The following is a 25,176-nucleotide window of genomic DNA, read 5'->3' on the forward strand; positions in this document are numbered from 1 at the left end:
TCCGTTCGCCCCGGGGTGGGCGGGAACCCTACCCTCGGGCCCATGAACAGGCCACTCGTCGCCCTCCTCAGCGGGGCCGGCATCTCCACCGATTCCGGCATCCCCGACTACCGCGGTCCGAACGGGCTGTGGCGGCGGGACCCCGAGGCCGAGAAGCTCGTCACCTACGACTTCTACATGCGGGACCCGGAGATCCGGCGGCGCTCCTGGCTGATGCGGCGGGAGACCGGCGCGCTGCGGGCCGAGCCGAACGCCGCGCATCTGGCCGTCGCCGAGCTGGAGCGGTCCGGGATCCCGGTGCGGGTGATCACCCAGAACGTGGACGGCCTCCACCAGCGCGCGGGCCTGCCCGAGCGGAAGGTGCTGGAGCTGCACGGCACCGCGCACGGTGTCGTCTGCACCAAGTGCCACGCCCGCGGCTCGATGGCGGACGCCCTCGCCCGCGTGGACGCCGGCGAGCCGGACCCGCCGTGTCTGGAGTGCGGCGGGATCCTGAAGACGGCCACCGTGATGTTCGGCGAACGGCTCGACCCGGTCGTCCTCGGAGACGCGCTCGCGATCTCCAAGGCCTGCACCGTGTTCATCGCCGTGGGCACCAGCCTCCAGGTCCAGCCCGCCGCGGGCCTCCCGGGGGTCGCCGCCGACCACGGCGCCCGCCTGGTCATCGTCAACGCCGAGCCGACCCCGTACGACGACATCGCCGACGAGGTCGTCCGCGAGCCCATCGGAACGGCCCTGCCGCGGGTGCTGCGGGAGCTGGGCGCGCAGCCGGTCTGACCTCCTCACCTCCGCCGGTCCGGTCCCCTCACCGCCGGCGGGCGCGGGCGGCGGCGTGGGCGGCGCGCAGGAGTCGCAGGACCAGCTCCGTCGTCCCCTCGGCGGGGTTGACCACCGCGATCCAGCCGAGCGCGCCGTACACGGGGTGGGGCAGCACGGTGTCGACGGCCGCGTGATCACGGGGCCGGGCGAGGGCGCGCGGTTCCTCCCCGGTGAGGTCGAGGAAGGTGGACCGGTCGACCTTGACGTTGACCCGCCAGCGGTCCGGCGGGGCGAGGTCGGAGGCGGTGTCGCCCGGGTAGTCCTTGGTGACGATCGTCCCGTACGGCTGGCCGCGCTCGGGCATCCGGCCGTCGGGGGCGTAGTAGAAGAACGCGTCGCCCCACGCGATCTCGGGAAGGTCGCCGCCCGGTGCGGGGACGACCACCAGCGCGCCGTCGAAGGAACGCACCGTCTCGATGATCTGCTCCATGCTCGTGGTAGTCATGGTTCGAGCATGACCTTCAAGTGCTTATGTGGGGTTGGGGGGAGAGGGAGGGGTGGGGCCGTTGCGGACGGTCGACGTCGCGCGGGAGTCGGGGTACTCGGTGCAGCAGGTGCGGGATCTGGAGCGGCTGGGGGTGATTCCGCCGGCCGGCCGGGCCGCGAACGGCTACCGGTCGTACACGCCGGTCCATGTGCACGCGTTGCGCGCCTACCGGGGTCTCGCGGGGGCCGTCGGGCCCGTCGAGGCACGGGAGTTGCTCGCCCGGGTGCGGACGGAGCCGCTCGGGGAGGCGGCCTCGGCGATCGGCGCGGTGCATGTCCGGCTGGCCCGGGAACGCGAGGAGGTCCTGCGCGCCCAGGAGGCGCTGCGGGCGATCCGGCGGGAGGCCGGGGACGGCGGGCCGGAGGCCGTCGGCGACGCGATGACGATCACCGAGCTGGCGGGGGCGCTGGGGGTGCGACCCTCCACTCTGCGGTTCTGGGAACAGGAGGGTCTGGTCGCCCCCGAGCGGGTGACCTCGCTGCGGGCGCGCCGCTACGGTCTCGCGGCGGTCCGGGCGGCCCGTGTCGTCGCGGCGCTGCGCGCCGGCGGGTACGGGATCCCCGCCGTGCGCGAGATCATGGACTCCCTCGACCGGCTCGACGGACTGGAGAGCACCGGGCAGCTCCTGCGGGAGCGCCTCGACCGGATCGCCGGCCGGACCGTGGCGCTGCTCCGGGCGGGCGCGGACCTGGCGGTGGTCTGCCAGGGGTGAGGGGTCAGGGGGGAGGGTCGGGGGGGAGGGTCGGGGGGGGGAAGGATCAGAACAGGGCCGTGCCGCTCTCGAAGTCCAGCAGGCGCTGCTTGCGGTCCAGGCCGCCGCCGTACCCGGTGAGGCCGCCGTTCGCGCCGACCACACGGTGGCAGGGGACGATGATCCCGATCGGGTTCTTGCCGTTGGCGAGGCCCACGGCCCGCGAGGCGCCCGGATTGCCGAGGGCCTCGGCGAGTTCGCCGTAGGAGCGGGTCTCGCCGTACGGGATCCCGCGGAGCTGGTCCCACACCTCGCGCTGGAACGGCGTTCCCGCCATGCGGAGTTGCAGGGTGAACTCCTTCAACCCGCCCTCGAAGTAGGCCTCCAGCTGTTCCTCGGCCGCGCCGAAGAGGGTGTCGTCGCGCGGGCCGAAGCTCTCCTCCGGTGGCCGGTGGCGCTGCCCGGTCATGTAGAGGCCGCACAGCACACCGTCGTCGGCGACGAGGGTGAGGGGGCCGTACGGGCTGTCGATGACGGTGTGCTTCTTCATGGGAACGTCCCTAGACAGGCAGGAAGTTGATCGGGTGGCTGTCGGTCGCCCACAGGTACTGGACCGCGTACGCCCGCCAGGGGCGCCAGGCCGCCGCGCGGGCCGTGAGGGCCGCCGGGGTGGACGGCAGGCCCAACTCCTGGGCGGCGCGCCGGATTCCGAGGTCGGTGGGGAGGAAGGCGTCGGGGTCGCCGAGGGCGCGCATGGCGATGACGTCGACGGTCCAGGGGCCGAAGCCGGGGAGGGCGAGGAGCTGGGCGCGGGTCTCCGCCCAGTCGCTCTCGGGGCCCAGGTGGAGGGTTCCCCCGGCCAGCCGGCGGACGAGGGTGGTGAAGGTGGTGCGGCGGGTGCGGGGCATCGCCAGGGACTCGGGGTCGACGTCGGCGAGCGCCTCGGGGGACGGGAAGAGATGGGTGAGGCCGCCCTCCGGGTCCTCGACCGGGTCGCCGTACGCGGTGACCAGCCGGGCCGCGTGGGTGCGGGCGGCCGCCGTGGACACCTGCTGACCCAGGACGGCGCGTACGGCGAACTCGGCCTCGTCGACCGTGCGCGGCACCCGGCGGCCGGGCGCCTTGTCGACCAGGGGGGCCAGCAGGGGGTCCGCGCGCAGCTGGTCGTCGACGGCGACCGGGTCGGCGTCGAGGTCGAGCATGCGCCGGCAGCGGCTGGTGGCCACGGTGAGATCGCGCAGGTCGGTGAGGGTGAGCCGGCAGCCGATGTGGTCGGGGTGCGGGGTGAGCGCGACGACACCGTGGCCGTACGGGAGCCGCAGGGTGCGGCGGAAGGCGCCGTCCCGCCACTCCTCCACGCCGGGGACCCCGGTCGCGGCGAGGTGTCCGAAGAGGTTGTCGGGGTTGAGCGGGGCCCGGAACGGCAGCCGGAGCTGGAGGGTGCCGCCGGTGGCGGGTGCCGCGGGGCCGGTGGGCGGGGGCTGGTCCTTCTGCGGGACGCGGGTGCGCAGTTCGCTCGGGGACAGCGCGAACACCTCGCGCACGGTGTCGTTGAAGGTGCGCACGGAGGAGAAGCCGGCGGCGAACGCCACGTCCGCCATGGGCAGTCCGGTCGTCTCGACGAGGAGGCGGGCCGTCTGGGCGCGCTGGGCACGGGCCAGCGCCAGGGGGCCCGCGCCGAGTTCGGCGAGGAGCTGGCGTTCCACCTGGCGGGTGCTGTAGCCGAGGCGGGCGGCGAGTCCGGGCACGCCGTCCCGGTCGACGACCCCGTCGGCGATCAGCCGCATGGCGCGGGCGACCAGGTCGGCGCGCTGGTTCCACTCCGGGGAGCCGGGGCTGGTGTCCGGCCGGCAGCGCTTGCAGGCGCGGAAGCCGGCCTGCTGGCAGGCGGCCGCGCTCGGGTGGAAGACCATGTTCTGCGGCTTGGGCGGTACGGCGGGGCAGCTCGGCCGGCAGTAGATACCGGTGGTCAGGACCGCGGTGAAGAACCATCCGTCGAACCGCGCGTCCTTCGACTGCACGGCGCGCACACAGCGCTCGCGGTCGGTGTGCATCGCGTTCTGCATGCGTCCAGCATCGACCACCGGGCGCCCCGGCGCTGGCGAGAATCCGACATGGACATCATCTGTCCGGCCGGCGTTCCGGGAGCATGGCCAGGGACCAGATCACGAACACGTCGATCGCCATGACGGTGACCGACCAGGGCGGTTCGTAGGGCAGGAACAGCCACTGGGCGACCAGGCTGAGCGCGGCCAGGAGGATGCCGGGGAAGCGGGCCCAGACCGCGCCCCTCAGGAGGGCCGCACCGGTCGCGGCGGCGAGGACGCCGAGCGTGAGGTGGATCGCGCCCCAGCCGGTGAGGCTCAGCTCGTAGACGTAGGAGCCGACACGGGCGTAGACGTCGTCGCCGGCGAGGGCGACCACGGCCTGGAGCACGGCCAGGAGGCCGCCGCAGAGCAGCAGGACGCCCGCGAAGACGATCCCGCCGGAGGCGAAGCTGTCGTGCGCGGCCGCCGCGGACCGGCGCGGGCCGCCGGGCGGGACGGACCAGGCGGTGCCTATCTCGCCCTGGGTGTGGCCGGTCGGGCCGTGGGGAGAGGAGTGGGAGGTCATGGGGGGGCGTCCCTTCCGGTGCTGCGCCGCGCCGTCGCTCGGGTCCCGCGGCTGGTGCCAGGACATCCCGGGTGCCGGGGGGCGGCGAGCGCGGCGAGGCCGTTCGGGTGAGCGACCCGTCCGGCCCCGCCGCCCGGGGTTCACATGTTGATCATGTGCCCGGCGAGCCCGTGGACGGCTTCCTTGACGGCTTCGCCGAGGGTGGGGTGGGCATGGACGTTGCGGGCGACCTCGTGGACGGTGAGGTCCCACTGCTGGGCGAGGGTGAGCTCGGGCAGGAGTTCGGTGACGTCGGGGCCGATGAGATGGCCGCCGATCAGCTCGCCGTACCTGGCGTCGGAGATGAGCTTCACGAAGCCCGTGGTGTCGCCGAGGCCGTGGGACTTGCCGTTGGCGCTGAAGGGGAACTTGGCGACCTTGACGTCGTAGCCGAGTTCGCGGGCCTGGGCCTCGGTGTAGCCGAAGCTGGCGATCTGCGGCTGGCAGTAGGTGGCGCGCGGGATCATCGCGTAGTCGAGTTCCATGGTCTCGGCGCCGGCGAGGGTCTCGGCGGCGATCACCCCCATGGCCTCGGCGGTGTGGGCGAGCATCAGCTTGGCGGTGACGTCGCCGATGGCGTACAGGTGCGGGACGGAGGTGCGGCAGCGGCCGTCGACCTCGATGGCGCCGCGCTCGGTGACGGTGACGCCGGTGTTCTCCAGGCCGAAGCCGGTGACGTTCGGGGCGAAGCCGATGGCCTGGAGGACCTTGTCGGCCTCCAGGATCCGCGGGGCGCCGTCCTTGCCGGTGACGGTGACCCGGACCTGCGGCCCGGACTCGTCGATGGAGTCGACGCGGGTGGAGGTGAGGACGTCGATGCCCAGCTTGCGGTACTGGCGGGCGAGTTCGGCGGAGACCTCGGCGTCCTCCAGGGGCGCGACGCGGTCCAGGAACTCGACGACGGTGACCTTCACGCCGTAGTTGTTCAGGACGTAGGCGAACTCGATGCCGATGGCCCCGGCGCCCGCGACGATCACGGACTGCGGGAGCTCCTCGGCGAGGATCTGCTCCTCGTAGGTGACGACGCGGGAGGTGCGGCGGGTGCCGGGGAGCAGTTTGGGGGTGGCGCCCGTGGCGATGATGCAGTCCTCGAAGCCGAGCGTGCGGGTCTCGCCGTCGTAGCCGGTGACCTGGAGGGTGTGCGGGTCGAGGAACGTGCCGCGGCCGTCGTACTCGGTGATCCCGTTCTTCTTCATCAGGTAGTGGACGCCCTTGACGCGGCCGTCGGCGACCTTGCGGCTGCGGCGGTAGGCCTCGCCGTAGTCGAAGGAGACCGTGCCGTCGACCTTGATGCCGAAGGTCTTCGCCTCATGGGTGAAGAGGTGGGCGAGCTCGGCGTTGCGCAGGAGGGCCTTGGTGGGGATGCAGCCCACGTTCAGGCAGACCCCGCCCCAGTACTTCTCCTCGACGACGGCGACGCGCTTGCCCAGCTGGGCGGCACGGACCGCGGCCACGTAGCCGCCGGGTCCGGCGCCGAGTACGACAACGTCGAATCGCTCGTCCTGCTCGGTCATGAGAGGTTCCTGTTCCCTGGGTAGCGTTTCGTGTTCCGTGGGGAAACGGTACCCAGGGAGGGCCGCGGACGGGCCTCGGGAGGTCCGTGCCCGCTACTGCGTGGCCGTCGGCCGGCGCGTGTCCCGGGTCGCCCGGGCCACGTCGGTCAGGGGGCGCAGCCGGTAGGTGTACGCGTAGTCGCGGTCGGCGAGGAGTTTGTACCGGTCGTGGGTGTGGGCGCCCCAGCTGTTGTCGCCGCCGATGCCCATCTGACGGTGGTTCACCCGCAGGACGACCTCCCTCCGGGGGGTGAGCTGGTAGTCGTGGCGGGCTCCGACGGAGAGGTCCTCGGGGGTGAAGTGCGAGGCGTTGAACTCCAGCAGCGGCTCGCCGCTGACGAGCAGTCCCGGGCCGTCGCCCCCGGTGAGGGCGACCCAGCGGACGTCGGTCTTGTTGCCGTTCTCCTGCGGGCGCAGATAGGGGGTCCACTGGCCGGTGACGGTGCCGGAGTAGAGGCCGACGTCGGTGGCGTCGTTGCGGTCCCAGTGGTTCTCCTCGGGGCCACGACCGTAGTAGTGCAGGTGTTCGAGGCGGGCGGGCAGGAACAGCAGCGTGCCCACCTCGGGGAGGTACGGCAGGCCGGCGGCGCCCGGGTGGAGGGTGTGGTCGACCTTGATCTCGCCGTTGCCGAAGACGGTGTAGGTGGTGGTGTACGCCGACTCGGTGGTCGTGGGCAGGCTGCCGGTGACCCGGATCTCGACGGCCCGGTCGCGCAGCGCCCGTACGGCGGTCCCGGTGACCCTGCGGCGGGCGCCGGCGTCGCGCCAGGTCTGGTTGCGGGTGTGCTGGCCGTTGCCGCGGTCGTTGTCGGTGGGGGCGCGCCAGAAGTTGGGGGCGGGCCCGGAGACGATCAGGGAGGAGCCGCCGGCGCGGTAGGAGGTGATGACGCCGGTCCGCTTGTCGACGGTGACGGAGAAGGCCTCGCCGGTGACGGTGACGGAGGTCGCGCCGTCCTCGTGGGTGAGGGCGGGGACGTGGGCGAGGGGTACGGGGGTGACGGCGGGGCCGCCGGCGTCGACGGGGATCTGCTGCCGGGCCACCTCGAAGCCCGCCGCGGCCCACGGGGTGGTCTCGCGGGTGGTGAAGGACAGGTTCAGGAAGTACTCCGTGCCGGGCGCGGGGTCGCGCGGGGGGGCGAAGGGCACGGTGATGTCCTTGGCGGACAGCGGGGGCAGCCTCAGCCGGTCCCGGCTCAGTCGGCCGCGCTGCACCGTCCTGCCGTCGGCGAGCAGCTCCCAGTGGCCGTCGACATCGCGGAGGTCGGTGAAGAGGTACTCGTTGGTGAGGGTGACGGGGTCGCCGGGGGCCAGCCGCTCGCCACTCGCGGGGCGGGCGTGGACGGCCTGGTAGACGCGTTTGACCTGGGCGGACTTTCCGGTGAGGCCGCGGTCGGCCAGCACGATGCCGTCCCCGGAGAAGGCGCCGTCGTTGGGGTTGTCGCCCCAGTCGCCGCCGTAGGCCATGAAGGTCTTCCCCCGGGGCCGCTTCTCGGTGACCTCGACGGTGGCGGCGTCGAACCAGAACCGTACGCCGTCGTCACCGGGGCCGCGGTCGTCGGAGGCGAGTTCGGCGGCGGTCAGCGCGCGGGCGTGGACGCGGGCGGCGCGGATCGTGCCGCTGAACTCCCGGGTCGCGTTGTCGACGTCGCCGGCCAGGGACAGGGGCGCGGTGTTGACCGCGGGGCGCACGGTGGTGGCGCGGGTGGCGCGGACCGTGCCGTCGACGTACAGGGTGAGGGTGCCGGCGTCGGCGTCGTAGACACCCGCGACATGGTGTTCGCGGCCGGTCCAGTCGTCGGGGACCGCCCAGCTCGCGCTGATCCACTGGCCGCTGCCGTGGATGAAGAACTCCAGGGTGCGGCCCGACTGCTTGAGGGAGTAGTGGGTGTCGCCCTTGACGAGGATCGGCTGGTGGTAGCCGGTCACGTGCGGGGTGACCCAGGCCTCCAGGGTGAGGGAGCCGGTGAGGTCCAGGCGCGGGTCGCGGGCGAAGACCGTGGCGCCGGAGACGCCCTTGTCGCGGCTGAAGCCTCCGCTGGGGTTGACGATCTCGCCGGTCAGCGCGGCGGGCCCGGACTCGGTGAACAGGGTGCGGGCGGGGGTGGGCCAGCTCAGGGCCTGGTCGACGAAGTCCCAGATCCAGCCGCCCTGGAGGACGTCGTGACCGCGGATCAGGTCCCAGTACTCGGTGAGGTTGCCGGTGGAGTTCCCCATCGAGTGGGCGTACTCGATCATCACGTACGGCCGGGTGTCGGCGGTGTCCTGCGCGCGGGCCTCGACGCGGGCGGGGGTGTCGTACATCTCGGAGCGGATGTCGCTGATGCCGGGGCGGTCGTCGCCCTCGTACTGGATGACGCGGGTGGTGTCGTAGGAGCGGATCCAGTCGTGCATGGCGGTGAAGGTGCTGCCGCCGCCCGCCTCGTTGCCCAGCGACCAGATGACGACCGAGGCGTGGTTCTTGTCGCGGTGGACCATGTTCTGGGCGCGGGCCACACAGGCCGCGGTCCACTCGGGGTGGTCGCCGGGGTACTGGCCGCGGATGCCGTGGGTCTCGAGGTTGGTCTCGTCGACGAGGTAGAGGCCGTACTCGTCGGCGAGCTCCAGCCAGAGCGGGTTGTTGGGGTAGTGGGAGGTGCGGACGGTGTTGATGTTGAGGCGTTTGATCAGACGGATGTCCTCGACGAGGTCCGCGCGGGTGAGGGCGGAGCCGCGCACCGGGTGCATCTCGTGCCGGTTGGTGCCGCGCAGGGAGACCGGCTTGCCGTTGATGCGCATCAGGCCGTCCCTCAGGACGAACTCGCGCAGGCCGACGCGGTGGGAGAGGGTCTCGATCACCCGGCCGGCCGGGTCGCGCAGCCGGAGCACGGCGGTGTAGAGGTACGGGTGCTCGGCCGACCACAGGCGCGGCGCGGGCACGGCCTTCTCGTCCTGTACGGTCCGCTCCTCGCCGGAGCCGAGCTCGACGGCCTGGCGCAGCGGCCGGGACCACACCGGATGCCCGCCGGCGTCGTAGAGCTGGGTCTCGACGGCGTAGCGGCCCGCGCCCCCGCCGCCGTAGTCGCGCACGCTCGCGGTGACCGACAGCGCGGCCGTCGTGTGGCCGTCGCCGAGCGGGGTGTCGAGGCGGAAGTCCCGCAGGTGCACGGCGGGGGTGGAGTAGAGGTGGACCGAGCGGAAGATGCCGCTCAGCCGGATCATGTCCTGGTCCTCCAGCCAGTCGCCGTCGGAGTAGCGGTAGACCTCCACGGCGATCTGGTTGGTGCCGGATCTCAGGTACGGGGTGATGTCGTACTCGGCGGGGGTGTAGGAGTCCTCGTGGTAGCCGACCAGCTCGCCGTTGATCCAGACGTAGTGCGCGGACTTGACGCCCTCGAAGTGGAGGAAGGTGCGCCGGCCCGCCCAGCCGCGCGGGACGGTGAAGGTTCGGCGGTACTGGCCGACGGGGTTGAAGCGGGTGGGGGCGGTCGGGGGCTGGGCGTCCTCGCCGAGTCCGTTGGGGCCCCACCAGGGGTAGGTGATGTTGATGTAGATGGGGCGGTCGTAGCCGTGCAGCTGCCAGGCGGAGGGGACCGGGAGGGTCGCCCAGCCGCTGTCGTCGAGGTCGGTGCGGTGGAAGTCGGGGTCGCGGTCGTCGGGCCGGTCGGCGTGGGCGAACTTCCAGGCGCCGTCGAGGCTCAGCCGGTACGGGGAGCGGGTGCGGTCGGCGGCGAGGGCCTGGGCGAGGTCGGCGTACGGCATGAGGGTGGTGTGCGGGGCCTCGGTGCCGAGCCGGAAGACGTCGAGGCGGCCGTTCCACTCGGGGTTGTCCACGATGGCGCCCGCGGCGACGGCGCGGTGGGTGCCGGCCGGGGCGGACAGGGCGAGGGCGCCGAGGACGGCGGCCGATCCCTCGAGCAGACGGCGACGGCTGACGGCCACCCGCTCGGGGCGGTCCGGCCGGTCCATGGGCGACGCGTGCGGGTGCGACATGACCACGACCTTCCTCTGGGGGACCCGTGCGACGGCACGGACGGAGGGTGCGTCAGATCTTGTCGGATAGTGTTGATAAACCGAACAGGGGCGCGCCGTTCTGGCCGGATTTCACCGTTCAGTACACGTCTCGCACGTATCTCTTGTCCGAGGCGAGCTGCTTGACATACGCCGCGGCCTCCGTCTCGCCCAGTCCGCCGTGCACGACGGCGATGTCGCGCAGCGCCCGGTCGACGTCCTTGGCCATCCGGGAGGCGTCGCCGCAGACGTAGAAGTGGGCGCCGTCCTGGAGCCAGGACCACAGGTGGGAGCCGTGCTCGCGCATCCGGTCCTGGACGTACACCTTGGCGCGCTGGTCGCGGGAGAAGGCGGTGTCGAGGCGGGCGAGTCCGCCGTCGGCGAGCAGGGCGGTGAGCTCCTCCTCGTAGTAGAAGTCGGTGGACCGGCGCTGTTCGCCGAAGAACAGCCAGTTGGGAGCCCGGTGGCCACGGGCCCGGCGCTCCTGGAGGAAGCCGACGAAGGGTGCCACGCCGGTGCCCGGGCCGACCATCACCATCGGGGTGTGGGGGTCGGCGGGCGGGCGGAAGTGCGGGGAGCGCTGTACGTGTACCGGGACCTCGGTGTCCGGGGCGGCGTCGGCGAGGAACGGCGAGCAGACGCCCTGGCGGGGACGGCCGGCCAGGTTCTCGTACCGGACCACGGAGACGGTCAGCGAGACCAGGTGGGGGTCGGTCAGCGGGCTGCTGGAGATCGAGTAGAGGCGCGGCTGGAGGCGGCCCAGCGCCTCGGACCACTCCTGGGCGCCGGCCCGGATCCCGAACTCGGCGGCCACGTCGACGGCCTGCCGGCCCCAGGACCACTTCGCCAGCTCGCCCTTGTTGTCCGGCCGCAGCAGCTTGCGCAGCTCGCGCGGGTCGCGGGCGCGGTCGGCGGTGAAGCGCAGCAGGGCCGGGGTGATCCGGGTGATGTCGAGGTGCCGCAGCAGCGCCTCCCCGAGACCGGTCTCGCCGGCCCCGGCCACCTGGACGGCCGCGTCCGCGTCCAGACCGGTGACGGCCAGCCACTCCTCGACCAGCGCCGGGGAGTTGAGGGGCCGCACGCCGAGGGCGTCGCCCGCCTCGTACACCAGGGGGCTCTCGCCGGCCCGGGTGTCGAAGGTGAAGCGGCGCACCTCCTTGCCGGAACCGGGCCGGCTGAGCAGCCGGTTCCCGGCGAGCCGGGCGGTGACGGGGGTGGGGCGCTTCGCGCGGGGCGGGGCGGCGGCCGGGACGGAGGCGGTGGGGGTGGCGGGGGTGGCGGCAGCGGTCAGGACGGACACCGCACCGTCGGCCGGTGCGGGTCCGGTGTCCGGGGAGCCGTGTTCCGTGGCCTCCTTCAGGGCCGTGAGCACCTGGTCCAGCCAGGCCTCGGCCTGCGGCTCGTAGTCCGGTTCGCAGTCGGTGCGCGGGGCGAGCCGTACCGCGCCGAGCTCGTCCATACGGTCGTCCAGGCGCCGGCCGTGCCCGCAGAAGTCGTCGTAGGAGGAGTCGCCGAAGGCCAGCACGGCGTAGCGGCGGCCGGTCAGCCGGCCGGTGTCGAGCGCGGCGAGGCCGTCCCAGAAGCCGGCCCCGTTGTCGGGGGCGTCGCCGTCGCCGAAGGTGCTGGTGATCAGCAGCAGGTCGGCGCCCGTGGGCAGGGCGGCGGGGTCGGCCTCGTCCATGGCGACGAGGGAGGCGGAGTGGCCCCCGGCGGTGAGCCGGTCCGCGGTGGCGGCGGCGAAGTCCTCGGCGTTGCCGGTCTGCGAGGCCCACAGGATCACCACCCGGCGCCCGGCGGGCTCCTCGGGCGCCGGTGCGGGCGCGGTGCGGGAGTACAGGCCGGCGAGGGTGCCGTTGACCCACAGGGCGTGGTCGGGGCTGAAGGGGGCGTCGGGCGGCAGGACGGGCACGCCGGGGGCGCCGGCCGGAATGCCGGCGAGGAAGCCGACCAGGTACCGGCGTTCGCGTTCGGTGAGGACCGGCGGCGGGGCGGGTTCCAGGCCGAAGGCAGCGGCGGCGGAGGCGGCGGGCAGCACGGCGGCGGGCGCGAGCACCTGCGGCTCCGGCGCGGTCACCGGCCCGGACACGCTCACCGGGGTCGACACCTTCGTCAGGGACACCGCGCACACCTTCAGCTCCGGCTGGAAGGAGAGCGGGTCGACGGCGTCGCTGGTCACGGCGTTGACGCTGAGGTACTCGCCGAACAGGTCGTTCCAGTGGAACGGCGCGAAGCAGGATCCGGGCAGCACCCGGTCGGTGACGACGGCGGGCAGCACGGCCCGGCCGCGCCGCGAGGCGACCTCGACGGAGTCGCCGTCGGCGAGACCGAGCGCGGCCGCGTCCTCGGGGTGCACCTCGACGAACGGTCCGGGGTTCAGCTTGTTGAGCTTGGCGACCCGGGCGGTCTTGGTGAGGGTGTGCCACTGGTGCTGGAGGCGGCCGGTGTTCAGGACGAACGGGTAGTCGTCGTCCGGCATCTCGGCGGGGTCGAGATGGGGGCGGGCGTGGAAGACGGCGCGGCCGGAGGGGGTGGCGAAGGTGAGGGTGCCGTCGGGGTTCACATAGCGGATGGGGTTGCGTTCGGGGCCGTCGGCGGTGGCGGCGGGCCACTGGACGGGGGTCTCGCGCAGCCGGTCGTAGGTGACTCCGCGCAGGTCGTAGCCGGTCTGCGGGTTGTGGAAGCGCTTGATCTCCTCGAAGATCTCCTCCGCGCTCGTGTACGAGAAGCCGTCCTCGTAGCCCATCGCGCGGGCCACGTCGGCGATCAGGCGCCAGTCGGGGGTGGCCTCGCCGGGCGGGTCGGCGGCGGGGCGGGCCAGGGTGAGGTTGCGCTCGCTGTTGATGAGGACGCCCTCGGTCTCGGTCCACAGGGCGGCGGGCAGCACGACGTCGGCGTACGCGTTGGTCTCGGTGTCGGCGAAGACGTCCTGGGCGACGACGAACTCGGCGGCCTCCAGTCCCTCGATGACGGTTCTGCGGTTGGCCACGGAGGCGACCGGGTTGGTGCAGATGATCCAGCAGGCCTTGATCTCGCCGTCGGCCATCTTCCGGAACATCTCGACCGTGCCCTTGCCGACGCCGTCGGCGCGGATCGTGCCGGGGGCGAGGCCCCACACCTCCTCGGTGTGGGCGCGGTCGGCGTCCACGAGGACGGACCGCTGGCCGGGCAGCCCCGGTCCCATGTAGCCCATCTCGCGGCCGCCCATGGCGTTGGGCTGGCCGGTGAGGGAGAAGGGGCCGCTGCCCGGACGGCAGATCTTCCCGGTGGCGAGGTGCAGGTTGATCAGGGCGTTGGTGTTCCAGGTGCCGTGCGTGGACTGGTTGAGGCCCATGGTCCAGCAGCTGGTCCACTCCCCCGCCTCGCCGATCAGCCGGGCGGCCTCGCGCAGGTCGGCCTCGGGGATGCCGGTGAGCTGCGCGACGGTGGCGGGCGGGTAGTCGGCGAGGAACTCCTCCATCGCCTCCCAGCCCTCGGTGTACGCGGCGGTGAACGCGGGGTCGGTGTGGCCGTTCTCGTCCAGGAGGTGCAGCAGGCCGTTGAGGAGGGCGAGGTCGGTGCCCGGCCTGACCTGGAGGAACAGATCGGCCTTGGCGGCGGTGGCGGTGCGCCGGGGGTCGACGACGATGAGTTTCGCGCCCGCCTTGACCCGGTCCATCATGCGCAGGAAGAGGATGGGGTGGCAGTCGGCCATGTTGGAGCCGATGACCAGGAACACGTCGGCCCGGTCGAGGTCCTCGTAGGAGCCGGGCGGGCCGTCTGCGCCGAGGGACAGCTTGTAGCCGGTGCCGGCGCTGGCCATGCACAGCCGGGAGTTCGACTCGATGTTGTTGGTGCGCAGATAGCCCTTGGTGAGCTTGTTCGCGAGGTACTGGGCCTCCAGGCTCATCTGGCCGGAGACATAGAGGGCGACCGCGTCGGGGCCGTGGGTGTCGACGACGGCCCGCAGCCGGCGCGCGGTCTCGGCGACGGCCTCGGCGACGGGGGCGGGCCCGGCCTCCTCGCCCCGGTCGGCGCGGACCAGGGCGGCGGTGAGGCGGCCGGGGGCGGCGAGCAGGTCGGCGGTGGTGGCGCCCTTGGTGCAGAGCCGGCCGGCGTTCGCCGGGTGCTCCTTGTCGCCGGACGCCTTCAGGACCGTACGGCGTCCGTCGGGGCCGAGGCCGATGTCGAGGACCATGCCACAGCCGACACCGCAGTACGAGCAGACCGTGCGCACCTTGGTCGCGCTGTCGGTCCGCGGGTCCGGCACGGCCACGGGCGCCCCTCTCGTTCTGCCGCGTTCTGGTGAACGGCCCTGGTGGGGGCCTTGTCGAAGGTACGAAGTGTGCATTACGCAGGTGTCTCCCCGATGGGGCGCCGGGGGTTAAGCGTGCCGCACAGCGGGGGCGGGCGGGGTGTGAGCGGGATCTTCCGCGGTGTGAGATACGTCAGCCTCCCGGGCGTCTGCGGGATTCCTTTGCCTTGCCGTTGTGGCATGGACCCGTCAATTCTGTCAGGCTTCCCCCACCCGTCGCACACCGCCGCTCACCCTCCGCACACCCCACAAGGAGCCACGTGTGAGACCCGTACCCCGCAAGGCCCTCGCCGCGAGCGCGCTCGCCCTCGCCGCGACGGCCGCCCTCGTCCTGCCCGCCGCCCCGGCGGGCGCCGCGCCCGCGGCGGCCGCGGCCTGCACCCCCTCCCAGGCCGTCGCCAACGGCGGCTTCGAGAGCGGTGCCACCTCCTGGACCCCGTCCTCGACCACCGTCGTGACCAACCGCACCGGCCAGAGCGCGCACGGCGGCACGTACTACGCGTGGCTGGACGGCACCGGCGGCACGCACACCGACACGCTCACGCAGACCGTCACCGTCCCGTCCGACTGCGCGAAGGCCACCCTCACCTTCTGGCTGCACATCGACACCGCCGAGACGACGTCCTCCACCGCCTACGACAAGCTCACCGCCAAGATCGGCTCGACGACCCTCGCGACGTACTCGAACCTCGACAAGAACACCGGGTACGTCCAGAAGTCGTTCGACGTGTCCGCGTTCGCGGGCCAGACCGTCGCCCTGTCCTTCACCGGCACCGAGGACTCCAGCCTCCAGTCGAGCTTCGTCCTCGACGACATCGCCCTGGACACCTCCGACGCGACCACCCCGCCCGCCGACGCGACCCGGACGCCCGCCGCACCGGCGTACACCGTCAGCCTCACCAGCAACACCGCCGGCACGGTGTGGACCGGGCACGAGACGGCGACCTTCACCAACGCCTCGGCCACCGCGCTGAGCGAGGTCTACCTGCGGCTGTGGGACAACTACCACGGCACCTGCTCCGCGCCGCCGATCACCGTCACCAACGTCACCGGCGGCACGGCCGGCGCCCTCGCGGTCTCCTGCACCGCCCTGCCGATCACCCTGGCCACGCCGCTCGCCCAGGGCCAGAGCGCCACCATCGGCTTCGACCTGGGCATCTCGGTGCCCAGCGGCGCGGACCGGTTCGGCTACGACGGCTCCTTCAGCTTCATCGGCAACGCGCTGCCCGTGCTCGCGGTCAAGGACGGCGCGGGCTGGCACCTGGACCCGTACACCAACAACGGCGAGTCCTTCTACTCCCTGGCCGCCGACTTCAAGGTGACCCTCGACCACCCGACCACGCTGCTGGTCCCGGCCACCGGCACCTCCGTCGACGCGGCCGGCTCCAGCGGACGTACCGTCACCACGGCCACCGCCACCCAGGTCCGTGACTTCGCCTGGGCGGCCGGGCCCTTCAGCAAGATCTCCGGCACCTCCACCGCCGGGACCCCGATCAACGTCTACTCCGTCTCGGGCATCAGCTCCTCAAGCGCCTCCTCCATGCTCAGCACCGCCAGGACCGCCGTCGACGCGCACGCGGCGCGCTTCGGGGCGTACCCGTACGGCGAGCTGGACGCCGTCATCGACAACAACTTCTGGTTCGGCGGGATGGAGTACCCCGGATTCGTCCTCGACCTGGTCAGCACCACCGCGCTCACCCATGAGATCGGCCACCAGTGGTGGTACGGCATCGTCGGCGACGACGAGTACAACAGCCCCTGGCTGGACGAGTCGTTCACCGACTACGCCACCGACCTGGCCCTGGGCAGCACCGGCACGAACTGCTGGAACAGCGTGTCGTGGGCGTCGTCCGCCGAGAAGATCACCAACTCGATGGCCTACTGGGACGCCCACTCCTCCCGGTACGGCACGGTCGTCTACACCTACGGCAAGTGCGCCCTGCACGACCTCAGGCGGCTCATCGGGGACACGGCGATGGCCAACCTGCTGAAGAGCTACGCCACTTCGCACTGGTACGGCGTGTCGACCACGGCCGAGTTCAAGGCGGCCGCCCAGGCCGCCACGACCACGGACCTCACCTCGTTCTGGAGCACGCACCGCATCGAGGGCTGAGCGGGCGGCGGTTCGTCACGGGTGGCGCCGGTGCGGCGTCACCCGTTCGCCTGTGAGGGCGTCAGCACGGTGAATCGGGTGGGTCAAGCGGGTGAAGCGGCTGCGGCCCGAGGCGGTGTCCGCCGTGCGGGGCAATGCATGAACCCGCGGACCCCCTTCCGGTGGAGCCGGCGGACATGATGCCTGGAGGCGAGTGATGAAGGAATGACGCACGAGACGGCCGGCGAAACCGGCGAGAGGGTCCACAGGATCCCGGTCCTCATCGTCGGCGGGTCCCTGGTGGGCCTGTCGACGTCCCTGTTCCTGGGCCGGCTGGGGGTGCGGCACACCCTGGTGGAGCGCCACGCCGGCACCTCCGTCCACCCGCGCGGCCGGGGCAACAACGTCCGCACGATGGAGCTGTTCCGCGTCGCCGGGGCCGAGCCGGGGATCCACGAGGCGGCGGCGACGCTGGCCGAGAACCACGGCATCCTGCAGACGCCCACCCTGGTCGGCGACGCGGGCGAGTGGCTCTTCAAGGACATCGACCCGGGCGGCGGACTGGCCCGGTTCAGTCCGAGCGGCTGGTGCCTGTGCAGCCAGAACGACCTGGAGCCGGTCCTGCTCGACCAGGCCGCGGCGCTCGGCGGCGATCTGCGCTTCCACACCGAGCTGATGTCCTTCGACGCCGACGACGAGGGCGTCACCGCGCTGGTCAAGAGCCGGGACACCGGCGAGCACACCACGATCCGCGCGGACTACCTGGTCGCCGCCGACGGTCCGCGCAGCCCCGTGCGGGAGGCGCTCGGCATCGGGCAGAGCGGTCCCGGCGACCTGTTCCACAACATCAGCATGACGTTCCGCTCCCGCGGGCTCGCCGAGGTGGTGGGCGAGCGCCGCTTCATCGTCTGCTACCTGACCGAGCCGGACGCCGACGGTGCGCTGCTGCCCGTGGACAACCGCGAGAACTGGGTCTTCCACGCCCCCTGGCACCCCGAACACGGCGAGACGATGGAGGAGTTCACCGACGAACGCTGCATCGCGCACATCCGCCGGGCGGTCGGGGTCCCCGACCTGGACGTGGAGATCACCGGCAAGGCGCCCTGGCACGCCGCCCAGCGGGTGACCCGCGCCTACCGGTCCGGGCGGGTCTTCCTGGCCGGCGACTCGGCGCACGAGATGTCCCCCACCGGCGCCTTCGGCTCCAACACCGGCATCCAGGACGCCCACAACCTCGCCTGGAAGCTGGCCGCGGTGCTCGGCGACTGGGCGGGCGACGGGCTCCTCGACACCTACGACGCGGAGCGCCGGCCGGTCGCGGAGGCCACCAGCGCCCGCGCCGCCGCCCGCTCGGCCGAGCACAGCCACCCCGGCTTCGCCCCGCCGCCCGGCGCCGGCGCCGGCGCCGGCGGACCGCAGCGCGGCATCCTGAACGTGGCCCTCGGCTACCGCTATCCGCAGGGCGCCGTCGCCGGCACCGATCCGTCGACCCCCGTCGTCCCCGACGGACTCTCCCTGACCGGGGAGCCCGGCAGCAGGGCACCCCATCTGTGGGTGCGGCGCGCGGGCGAGCGGATCTCCACGCTCGACCTGTACGAGCGCACCCTGGTGCTGCTCAGCGACGCCGACGACGCGGACGCGGGCGGTGAGCCGGGCGCCTGGCAGGAGGCCGCCGCCCGCCTGGCCGACCGGGAGGCGATCCCGCTGACCCCCTACCGGGTGGGCAGCGCACGCGACGCCGACCTGACCCCGCTGGAAGGGCCCGCCGGCACCGACTGGCGCGCCGCGCACGGGGTCGGCCCCGGGGGCGCCGTCCTCGTCCGTCCGGACGGATTCGTCGCCTGGCGCTCCCCCGGCCCGGTCCCGGACCCCCAGTCGACGCTGCGTCAGGTGCTGGGCACCGTACTGTCCTTGCCCTGACCCTTCGCCCCGCACCACCTCGGCCGGCAGCCCCCGCGCTGCCGGCCGACTCGTTTGGCGGGGCCCGTTCACCCGCGTGACCGCCCCGAGTGGTGGGGGGCGGCACCGTGACTGACGGTGGATCACGTCAGGGCCGGGTCATCCCAGCTGACGAAGCACCAGCTGCCCGGCCGTGGCGGAAGGATCCCCGCACATGCGTTCTGCTCGCATCATCCTGGCCAGCGCGGCGGCCTCGGCCGTCCTCGCCCTCACCGCGCCCGGCGCCTACGCGGCCGACGGCGACTGGGAGAAGGGCGACTCGTCCTACAGCAAGAAGGACGAGTCATCGACGAAGGAGGACTCCGGGTACAGCAAGGACGACTCCGACTGGAGCAAGGAGGACTCCGGCAAGGAGGACTCGGGCAAGGAGCACGGCAAGCCCCACGGCGGCATGCACACCGGCGGTGGCGCCCTGACCCTCGTGACCGACGGCCACGAGAAGGGCGCCAAGGAGTGGAGCAAGGAGGACGGCTCCAAGGAGGAGTCCTGGAGCAAGGACGACTCGTCCAAGGAGGACTCCTGGAACAAGGACGACTCCGCCAAGGACGACTCGTCCTGGAGCAAGGAGGACAGTGAGGACTCCTGGAGCGGCAAGGACAAGCCCCACGGCGGTGTGCACACCGGCGGTGGCGCCCTGGCCGCTCCGTCCGTGACCGCGGGCGGTCTGGCCGTCCTCGCGGTCGCCGGAGCCGGTCTGTACGGCGTGCGCCGCAAGAAGTCGGCCCACGGCCTGGCCTGACCATGCCGGACGCGATAGAGCCGCGGCCGCCACCGGTGCATCGTGTGGCGGCCGCCCGGCCGGTTCCCGGCCCCGCCCGTCCGCCCCCGCAGACCTGCCCTGTCCGAGGTGTTACCCGATGGCAGTCCCCCCTCCCTCCCCCGCCGCCGACGAGCCGGGCGGCCAGGAGTCCCGCTCCACGCTGACCGTGCTGTGCGCCGTGGCGCTGCTGATCCTGGCGGTGAGCCTGATCGGCGGCAACGACGCGTCGTCCTCCGGCTCCCCCTCTCTTCCCCCGCAGGCCCGGCAGGCGCCCCAGGTCCCCAGAACCGCCCTCTCCCCGGCGCCGCCGCGCTCGTCCGCCCCCGCCGCGGGCGACGGCCGGCCGGTGGGCCGGCATCTGCCCCGCTCCCGGCCGGTCCGGCTGCGCATCCCCCGGATCTCGGTCGACGCCCCCTTCACGGACCTCTCCCTCAACACCAAGGGACAGCTCGAGGCGCCGCCCCCGAACGACACCAACCTCGTCGGCTGGCACGCCGCCGGCCCCTCCCCGGGCGAGACGGGCACCGCGATCATCGCCGGTCATGTCGACACCAAGACCTCAGCCGCCGTCTTCGCCGGGTTGCAGTACCTGAGGAAGGGCGATGTCTTCGACGTCGTACGGGCCGACCGCAGCGTCGCGCACTTCGAGGTCGACGACACCGAGACGTACGCCAAGGACGACTTCCCGAGCGAGCGGGTCTACGCCGACACCCCGCGGGCCGAGGCCCGGCTGATCACCTGTGCCGGCGACTACGACCACTCGGTCAAGGACTACAAGGACAACCTGGTCGTCTTCGCCCACCTCCGATGAACCGTCACCCGGCCGTCACCCCCAGGGGTGAGCGGTCACCCGCGTAGTCCCCACCGAATCGCGCGCCCACGGGGAGCGGCCCACGATCGAGTCACGCCCACCGCGCGGACGGTGACTTCACCCCGCGGCACCGCGGGCGAAGTCCACCGCCCCTTCCCGCGAAGGAGAAGTGCCCCGCATGACCACCACGTCCGCTCCCGCCTCCGCCCCGCTCACCCGCCGCGTCTCGCAGCGGGTCTCCCAGTCCGTGTTCGACGGCTCGCGACTGCGGGTCGTCCTGCTCGTGGACGTCCACGACGGCGCCCAGCAGCAGTTCCTGGAGGCCTACGAGCAGCTCTGCAACCAGGTCGCCTCCGTCCCCGGCCATGTCAGCGACCAGCTCTGCCAGTCGATCGAGAACCCCTCCCAGTGGCTGATCACCAGCGAGTGGGAGAGCGCCCCGCCGTTCCTCACCTGGGTGAACAGCGAGGAGCACGTGGAGATGGTCAAGCCGCTGCACAGCTGTGTCCGCGACACCCGCAGCCTGCGCTTCCACGTCGTACGGGAGACCGGTGGGCCGGCGTCTGCCAGCGCGCGCAGCCTGCAGACCGCGCCCCGGATGGGCGACGGCGTCATCCGGCACGCGCTCACCTTCACCGTGAAGCCCGGCAGCGAGGAGGCGGTGGCGAAGATCCTCGCCGACTACGCCTCGCCCGAGCCGAAGGTCGACGAGACCACCTGGCTGTGCCGCACCTCGCTGTTCATGCACGGCAACCGGGTGGTGCGGGCCGTCGAGGTGCGCGGCGACCTGATGGCCGCGCTGCGCCACGTCGCCCGGCAGCCCGAGGTGCGGGCCGTCGAGGAGGCCATCAACCCCTATCTGGAGCAGGACCGGGACCTCGACGACCCGGACTCCGCACGGGTCTTCTTCACCCGGGCCGCGCTGCCCGCCGTCCACCACGTGGCGGCGGACCAGGAGGACCCGAAGGCCGAGCGGCACGCCCTGTACTACCCCGCGAAGACCGGCCACGGCCTGGAGCTGGCCCGGCTGCTGGCCGAGCAGGACGAGGCGGCCGCGGACGACCCCAAGTGCCCGGTGCTGAGCAGCACGATCTTCCAGCGCGACGACGTCGTGGTGCGCCTGGTGGACGTACGGCACGGCGTCCGCGCCGACGACCCCGCGCTGTCCCCGAAGGCGTCCGAGCTGAAGCGGCTGCTGGACGGCCGCGCCGCCAAGGGCGCCGCCGGGCCCACCCGGATGGCCCTCGTCACCGACCGCCGCTCCCCCGGCGCCTGACCCGTCCCGCCCCCGCCCCCGCCCCGCTCGGCAGAGCACAGCCAGCACAGCACAGCACACGATCGGAGCAACGTCGTGATCAATTCCCGTCCCAGAGTCGTGGATCTCAGCGAGGTCGAGCCCAACACCCGGCGCGGCGGCGACCTGCGCGCCATGCTCACCCCGGCCACGGTCGGCTCCACCAGCGGTTTCATGGGCGTGGCGCTCATCCAGCCCGGTGACCGCATCGGCGAGCACTACCACCCGTACTCCGAGGAGTTCGTGTACGTCCTGTGCGGACAGCTGGAGGTCGACCTGGACGGCGAGCCCGTCCCGCTCCAGCCGGAGCAGGGCCTGCTGATCCCCATGCACATGAAGCACCGCTTCCGCAATGTCGGGAAGGTGGAGGCGCGGATCGTCTTCCACCTGGGGCCCCTGGCCCCGAGCCCGCCGCTCGGCCACGTCGACACCGAGGAGACCGCCGAGGTCGTCTCATGAGCAGGCGGGTGGCGGTCACCGGCATAGGCGTGGTCGCACCCGGCGGCATCGGCGCACCGGCGTTCTGGGATCTGCTCTCGCACGGGCGGACCGCGACCCGGGGCATCACCTTCTTCGATCCGGCCGGCCTGAGGTCGCGGATCGCCGCCGAGTGCGACTTCGACCCGGTGGCCGCGGGACTGGCCGCCGAGGAGGTCGCCCGCAGCGACCGGTACATACAGTTCGCGCTGGTCGCCGGGGAGGAGGCGGTGCGGGACGCGGGCCTCGACCTGGCCCGGGAGAACCCGTGGCGGGTCGGGGTGTCGCTGGGCACCGCGGTCGGCGGCACCACCCGGCTGGAGCACGACTACGTCCTGGTCAGCCATCACGGGCAGCGCTGGGACGTCGACCAGAAGCGCGCGGAGCCGGAGCTGCACCGCGCGTTCACGCCCGCCACGCTCGCGGCCACGGTCGCCGAGCGGTTCGAGGCGCGCGGCCCGGTGCAGACGGTCTCCACCGGCTGCACCTCGGGGCTGGACGCCGTCGGGTACGCCTTCCACACGATCGAGGAGGGCCGGGCCGACGTCTGCATAGCCGGCGCGTCGGACTCGCCGATCTCCCCGATCACCATGGCCTGCTTCGACGCGATCAAGGCGACGTCGCCGAACAACGACGACCCCGCCCACGCCTCCCGCCCCTTCGACGCCGACCGCAACGGCTTCGTGATGGGCGAGGGCGGCGCGGTCCTCGTCCTGGAGGAGCTGGAGCACGCCAAGGCCCGTGGCGCGCGCGTGTACTGCGAGCTGGGCGGCTACGCCACCTTCGGCAACGCGTACCACATGACCGGGCTCACCAAGGAGGGCCTGGAGATGGCGCGGGCGATCGACTTCGCCCTCGACCACGCCCGGCTCGACCCCACGGCCATCGACTACGTCAACGCGCACGGGTCGGGCACCCTGCAGAACGACCGTCATGAGACGGCCGCCGTGAAGCGGGCCCTCGGGCAGCACGCGTACACCACCCCGATGAGCTCCATCAAGTCCATGGTGGGTCACTCGCTCGGCGCGATCGGCGCGATCGAGGTCGTCGCCTGTGTCCTGGCCATGGCCCACCAGGTGGTACCGCCCACCGCGAACTACGAGACCCCCGACCCCGAGTGCGACCTCGACTACGTGCCGCGGGTCGCGCGCGAACGGACGCTGAACAGCGTGCTCTCCGTGGGCAGCGGGTTCGGCGGGTTCCAGTCCGCGGTGGTCCTGACCCGGCCGAGGGAGAGGACATGATGAGCGCACCGCAGCCACGGCGCGCCGTCGTCACCGGAATCGGTGTCGTCGCGCCGAACGGATCCAGCACCCAGGCCTTCTGGAAGGCCACGCAGGAAGGCATCAGCGTCCTGGACCGGATCACCCGCGAGGGGTGCGAGCACCTGCCGCTGCGGGTGGCCGGCGAGGTCCGGGACTTCGACGCGGCGGCGGCCGTGGAGGAGCGTTTCCTCGTCCAGACGGACCGGTTCACGCACTTCGCGATGGCCGCCGCCGATCTCGCGCTGGAGGACGCCCGGCTCGGCCAGGCCGACACCGACGAGAATCCCTACTCGGTGGGCGTGGTCACCGCGGCCGGCAGCGGCGGCGGCGAGTTCGGGCAGCGCGAGCTCCAGCAGCTGTGGGGCAAGGGCAGCCGGTTCGTCGGGCCCTACCAGTCGATCGCCTGGTTCTACGCGGCGAGCACCGGCCAGATCTCGATCCGCCGTGGTTTCAAGGGCCCCTGCTCGGTCCTCGCCGCGGACGAGGCGGGCGGCCTGGACGCCCTCGCGCACGCGGCACGGGCGGTCCGGCGCGGCACGGACGTGCTGGTGACCGGCTCGACCGAGGCCCCGCTCGCCCCGTACTCGATGGTCTGCCAGCTCGGTTACGACGCGCTGAGCACCGTGGCGGAGCCGGAGCGCGCCTACCGTCCGTTCACCGACGCGGCGTGCGGGTTCGTGCCCGCCGAGGGCGGCGCCATGTTCGTCGTGGAGGCGCAGGCCTCGGCGCTGGAGCGGGGGGCCCGGGTGCGGGCCACCCTGGACGGGCACACGGCGACCTTCACCGGCGCCGGCCGCTGGGCGGAGTCCCGGGAGGGGCTCGCGCAGGCCATCAGGGGCGCCCTGGACGAGGCGGGCTGTGCGCCGGAGGAGATCGACGTGGTCTTCGCCGACGCCCTCGGGGTGCCGGAGGCGGACCGGGCGGAGGCGCTCGCGATCGCCGACGCGCTCGGCGCGCACGGCCGCAGGGTGCCGGTGACGGCGCCGAAGACCGGGATCGGCCGGGCCTTCGGCGGGGCGCCGGTGCTGGACACGGCGGCCGCGGTGCTGGCGATGGAGCACGGTCTGATCCCGCCCACCCCCCATGTCTTCGACATCTGCCATGACCTCGATCTGGTGACCGGACGTGCCCGTGCCGCGGAGATGCGCACGGCGCTGGTCCTCAGCCGGGGCCTGATGGGGTCGAACTCGGCGCTGGTGCTGCGGCACGGCGCCGCCCACGCCTCGTAGCAAGGCGTGGCACGCACGGCACGGCACAGCACAGCACAGCACGAAGGAGAGGTATCGCATGAGTGACCGCATCACCCTGGACGAACTCGCCGGTCTGATGAAGAAGGCCGCCGGGATCACCGTGACGCCGGAGCGGCTCAAGGAGCACGTGGACGGCGAGTTCGGCGAGCTGGGCATCGACTCGCTCGGCATGCTCGGCATCGTGGGCGAGCTGGAGAACCGCTTCGGTACGCCCCTGGACCTGGACATGGAGGCCTGCCGGACGCCCCGGGAGTTCCTCGACCGGGTCAACAGCGCGCTGCCGGCGGGGGCGTGACGCCATGACCGGACACACGCAGAACGAGATCACCATCGGCGCTCCGCTCGACCTGGTCTGGGACATGACCAACGACCTGGAGAACTGGCCGCGGCTGTTCAGCGAGTACGCGTCCGTGGAGATCCTCTCCCGTGAGGGACGGAAGACCACGTTCCGGCTGACCATGCACCCGGACGACAACGGCAAGGTCTGGAGCTGGGTCTCCGAGCGCGAGCCGAACCGCGAGACGCTCACCGTCCGCGCCCGCCGGGTGGAGACGGGACCGTTCGCCCACATGGACATCCACTGGCGGTACGAGGAGGTGCCGGCCGGGGTGCGGATGATCTGGACGCAGGACTTCGCGATGAAGCCGGACGCGCCGGTCGACGACGAGTGGATGACCGACAACATCAACCGGAACTCCAAGGTCCAGCTGGCCCTGATCCGGGACCGCATCGAGAAGGCCGCCGCGGACCGCGGAACCACTCCGGGCCTGACCGACTGAGCCGGACGG

Annotated in this window: 19 protein-coding genes; 12 read left to right on the top strand and 7 right to left on the bottom strand. The window is 72.7% G+C overall.

Going from position 1 to position 25,176, the window contains the following annotated elements; all coding sequences use genetic code 11:
- The first annotated feature begins 42 nt into the window (after positions 1-42).
- Positions 43-777, top strand: coding sequence for a Sir2 family NAD-dependent protein deacetylase (locus ABZ490_RS15245; protein ID WP_358989384.1), 735 nt, complete (start codon positions 43-45; stop codon positions 775-777).
- Between the two features lie 28 nt (positions 778-805).
- Here the strand turns inward: ABZ490_RS15245 and ABZ490_RS15250 are convergent, their stop codons facing one another.
- Positions 806-1,249, bottom strand: coding sequence for a DUF6194 family protein (locus ABZ490_RS15250; RefSeq protein ID WP_358989560.1), 444 nt, complete (start codon positions 1,247-1,249; stop codon positions 806-808).
- Positions 1,250-1,325: 76 nt separating this feature from the next.
- On the opposite strand from ABZ490_RS15250, the gene ABZ490_RS15255 reads away from it, so the two are divergent.
- Positions 1,326-2,018 (top strand): MerR family transcriptional regulator, encoded by a 693-nt coding sequence (locus tag ABZ490_RS15255; protein ID WP_358989386.1) that lies wholly within the window; start codon positions 1,326-1,328, stop codon positions 2,016-2,018.
- 46 nt (positions 2,019-2,064) lie between these two features.
- On the opposite strand, the gene ABZ490_RS15260 is transcribed toward ABZ490_RS15255, so the two are convergent.
- The 6 genes from ABZ490_RS15260 to ABZ490_RS15285 all read right to left on the bottom strand — a co-directional run bounded on the left by ABZ490_RS15260 (position 2,065) and on the right by ABZ490_RS15285 (position 14,441).
- On the bottom strand, positions 2,065-2,547 hold the full coding sequence (locus ABZ490_RS15260) for a methylated-DNA--[protein]-cysteine S-methyltransferase (protein WP_358989388.1): 483 nt from the start codon (positions 2,545-2,547) through the stop codon (positions 2,065-2,067).
- A gap of 10 nt (positions 2,548-2,557) precedes the next feature.
- A complete protein-coding gene (locus tag ABZ490_RS15265; protein WP_358989562.1) occupies positions 2,558-4,051 on the bottom strand; it encodes an AlkA N-terminal domain-containing protein in 1,494 nt (497 codons plus the stop codon).
- A 67-nt stretch (positions 4,052-4,118) separates the two neighbouring features.
- Positions 4,119-4,610, bottom strand: coding sequence for a hypothetical protein (locus tag ABZ490_RS15270; RefSeq protein WP_358989390.1), 492 nt, complete (start codon positions 4,608-4,610; stop codon positions 4,119-4,121).
- A 140-nt stretch (positions 4,611-4,750) separates the two neighbouring features.
- Positions 4,751-6,163: a dihydrolipoyl dehydrogenase gene (gene lpdA / locus ABZ490_RS15275; RefSeq protein ID WP_358989392.1), complete on the bottom strand. Its 1,413-nt coding sequence runs from the start codon at positions 6,161-6,163 to the stop codon at positions 4,751-4,753.
- 93 nt (positions 6,164-6,256) lie between these two features.
- Positions 6,257-10,171 carry a glycoside hydrolase family 2 TIM barrel-domain containing protein gene (locus tag ABZ490_RS15280; protein ID WP_358989395.1) on the bottom strand — a complete coding sequence of 1,305 codons (3,915 nt, stop codon included), beginning with the start codon at positions 10,169-10,171 and terminating at the stop codon, positions 6,257-6,259.
- Between the two features lie 118 nt (positions 10,172-10,289).
- Positions 10,290-14,441 carry a bifunctional nitrate reductase/sulfite reductase flavoprotein subunit alpha gene (locus tag ABZ490_RS15285; protein ID WP_358989397.1) on the bottom strand — a complete coding sequence of 1,384 codons (4,152 nt, stop codon included), beginning with the start codon at positions 14,439-14,441 and terminating at the stop codon, positions 10,290-10,292.
- A gap of 301 nt (positions 14,442-14,742) precedes the next feature.
- On the opposite strand from ABZ490_RS15285, the gene ABZ490_RS15290 reads away from it, so the two are divergent.
- From ABZ490_RS15290 to ABZ490_RS15335, 10 genes are all read left to right on the top strand, one after another.
- Positions 14,743-16,593: a M1 family aminopeptidase gene (locus ABZ490_RS15290; RefSeq protein ID WP_358989399.1), complete on the top strand. Its 1,851-nt coding sequence runs from the start codon at positions 14,743-14,745 to the stop codon at positions 16,591-16,593.
- Positions 16,594-16,797: 204 nt separating this feature from the next.
- On the top strand, positions 16,798-18,492 hold the full coding sequence (locus ABZ490_RS15295; RefSeq protein ID WP_358989401.1) for an FAD-dependent monooxygenase: 1,695 nt from the start codon (positions 16,798-16,800) through the stop codon (positions 18,490-18,492).
- Positions 18,493-18,685: 193 nt separating this feature from the next.
- A complete protein-coding gene (locus tag ABZ490_RS15300) occupies positions 18,686-19,270 on the top strand; it encodes a hypothetical protein (RefSeq protein ID WP_358989403.1) in 585 nt (194 codons plus the stop codon).
- 118 nt (positions 19,271-19,388) lie between these two features.
- Complete coding sequence (locus ABZ490_RS15305) at positions 19,389-20,102, top strand: class F sortase (protein ID WP_358989405.1); 714 nt, start codon at positions 19,389-19,391, stop codon at positions 20,100-20,102.
- Between the two features lie 178 nt (positions 20,103-20,280).
- Positions 20,281-21,378 carry a SchA/CurD-like domain-containing protein gene (locus ABZ490_RS15310; RefSeq protein ID WP_358989407.1) on the top strand — a complete coding sequence of 366 codons (1,098 nt, stop codon included), beginning with the start codon at positions 20,281-20,283 and terminating at the stop codon, positions 21,376-21,378.
- Positions 21,379-21,453: 75 nt separating this feature from the next.
- Positions 21,454-21,855, top strand: a complete 402-nt coding sequence (locus tag ABZ490_RS15315; RefSeq protein ID WP_055637474.1) for a cupin domain-containing protein — start codon at positions 21,454-21,456, stop codon at positions 21,853-21,855.
- On the top strand, positions 21,852-23,117 hold the full coding sequence (locus tag ABZ490_RS15320; RefSeq protein ID WP_358989410.1) for a beta-ketoacyl-[acyl-carrier-protein] synthase family protein: 1,266 nt from the start codon (positions 21,852-21,854) through the stop codon (positions 23,115-23,117). The genes ABZ490_RS15315 and ABZ490_RS15320 overlap by 4 nt, the downstream gene beginning before the upstream one ends.
- Positions 23,117-24,367 (top strand): ketosynthase chain-length factor, encoded by a 1,251-nt coding sequence (locus ABZ490_RS15325; RefSeq protein WP_358989564.1) that lies wholly within the window; start codon positions 23,117-23,119, stop codon positions 24,365-24,367. Before ABZ490_RS15320 ends, ABZ490_RS15325 begins: the two co-directional genes overlap by 1 nt.
- A gap of 58 nt (positions 24,368-24,425) precedes the next feature.
- Positions 24,426-24,683: an acyl carrier protein gene (locus ABZ490_RS15330; RefSeq protein WP_358989412.1), complete on the top strand. Its 258-nt coding sequence runs from the start codon at positions 24,426-24,428 to the stop codon at positions 24,681-24,683.
- Positions 24,684-24,687: 4 nt separating this feature from the next.
- Positions 24,688-25,167, top strand: coding sequence for an SRPBCC family protein (locus ABZ490_RS15335; protein ID WP_358989414.1), 480 nt, complete (start codon positions 24,688-24,690; stop codon positions 25,165-25,167).
- Positions 25,168-25,176: the final 9 nt, after the last annotated feature.

The organism is Streptomyces sp. NPDC005811, assembly GCF_040630405.1.
Classification (GTDB): domain Bacteria; phylum Actinomycetota; class Actinomycetes; order Streptomycetales; family Streptomycetaceae; genus Streptomyces.

Coding starts and splice junctions, on each gene's coding strand:
- ABZ490_RS15245 (WP_358989384.1), top strand. CDS start 43: ATGAACAGGCCACTCGTCGCCCTCCTCAGCGGGGCCGGCATCTCCACC.
- ABZ490_RS15250 (WP_358989560.1), bottom strand. CDS start 1,249: ATGGAGCAGATCATCGAGACGGTGCGTTCCTTCGACGGCGCGCTGGTG.
- ABZ490_RS15260 (WP_358989388.1), bottom strand. CDS start 2,547: ATGAAGAAGCACACCGTCATCGACAGCCCGTACGGCCCCCTCACCCTC.
- ABZ490_RS15265 (WP_358989562.1), bottom strand. CDS start 4,051: ATGCACACCGACCGCGAGCGCTGTGTGCGCGCCGTGCAGTCGAAGGAC.
- ABZ490_RS15270 (WP_358989390.1), bottom strand. CDS start 4,610: ATGACCTCCCACTCCTCTCCCCACGGCCCGACCGGCCACACCCAGGGC.
- lpdA (WP_358989392.1), bottom strand. CDS start 6,163: ATGACCGAGCAGGACGAGCGATTCGACGTTGTCGTACTCGGCGCCGGA.
- ABZ490_RS15280 (WP_358989395.1), bottom strand. CDS start 10,171: ATGTCGCACCCGCACGCGTCGCCCATGGACCGGCCGGACCGCCCCGAG.
- ABZ490_RS15295 (WP_358989401.1), top strand. CDS start 16,798: ATGACGCACGAGACGGCCGGCGAAACCGGCGAGAGGGTCCACAGGATC.
- ABZ490_RS15300 (WP_358989403.1), top strand. CDS start 18,686: ATGCGTTCTGCTCGCATCATCCTGGCCAGCGCGGCGGCCTCGGCCGTC.
- ABZ490_RS15305 (WP_358989405.1), top strand. CDS start 19,389: ATGGCAGTCCCCCCTCCCTCCCCCGCCGCCGACGAGCCGGGCGGCCAG.
- ABZ490_RS15310 (WP_358989407.1), top strand. CDS start 20,281: ATGACCACCACGTCCGCTCCCGCCTCCGCCCCGCTCACCCGCCGCGTC.
- ABZ490_RS15320 (WP_358989410.1), top strand. CDS start 21,852: ATGAGCAGGCGGGTGGCGGTCACCGGCATAGGCGTGGTCGCACCCGGC.
- ABZ490_RS15325 (WP_358989564.1), top strand. CDS start 23,117: ATGAGCGCACCGCAGCCACGGCGCGCCGTCGTCACCGGAATCGGTGTC.
- ABZ490_RS15330 (WP_358989412.1), top strand. CDS start 24,426: ATGAGTGACCGCATCACCCTGGACGAACTCGCCGGTCTGATGAAGAAG.
- ABZ490_RS15335 (WP_358989414.1), top strand. CDS start 24,688: ATGACCGGACACACGCAGAACGAGATCACCATCGGCGCTCCGCTCGAC.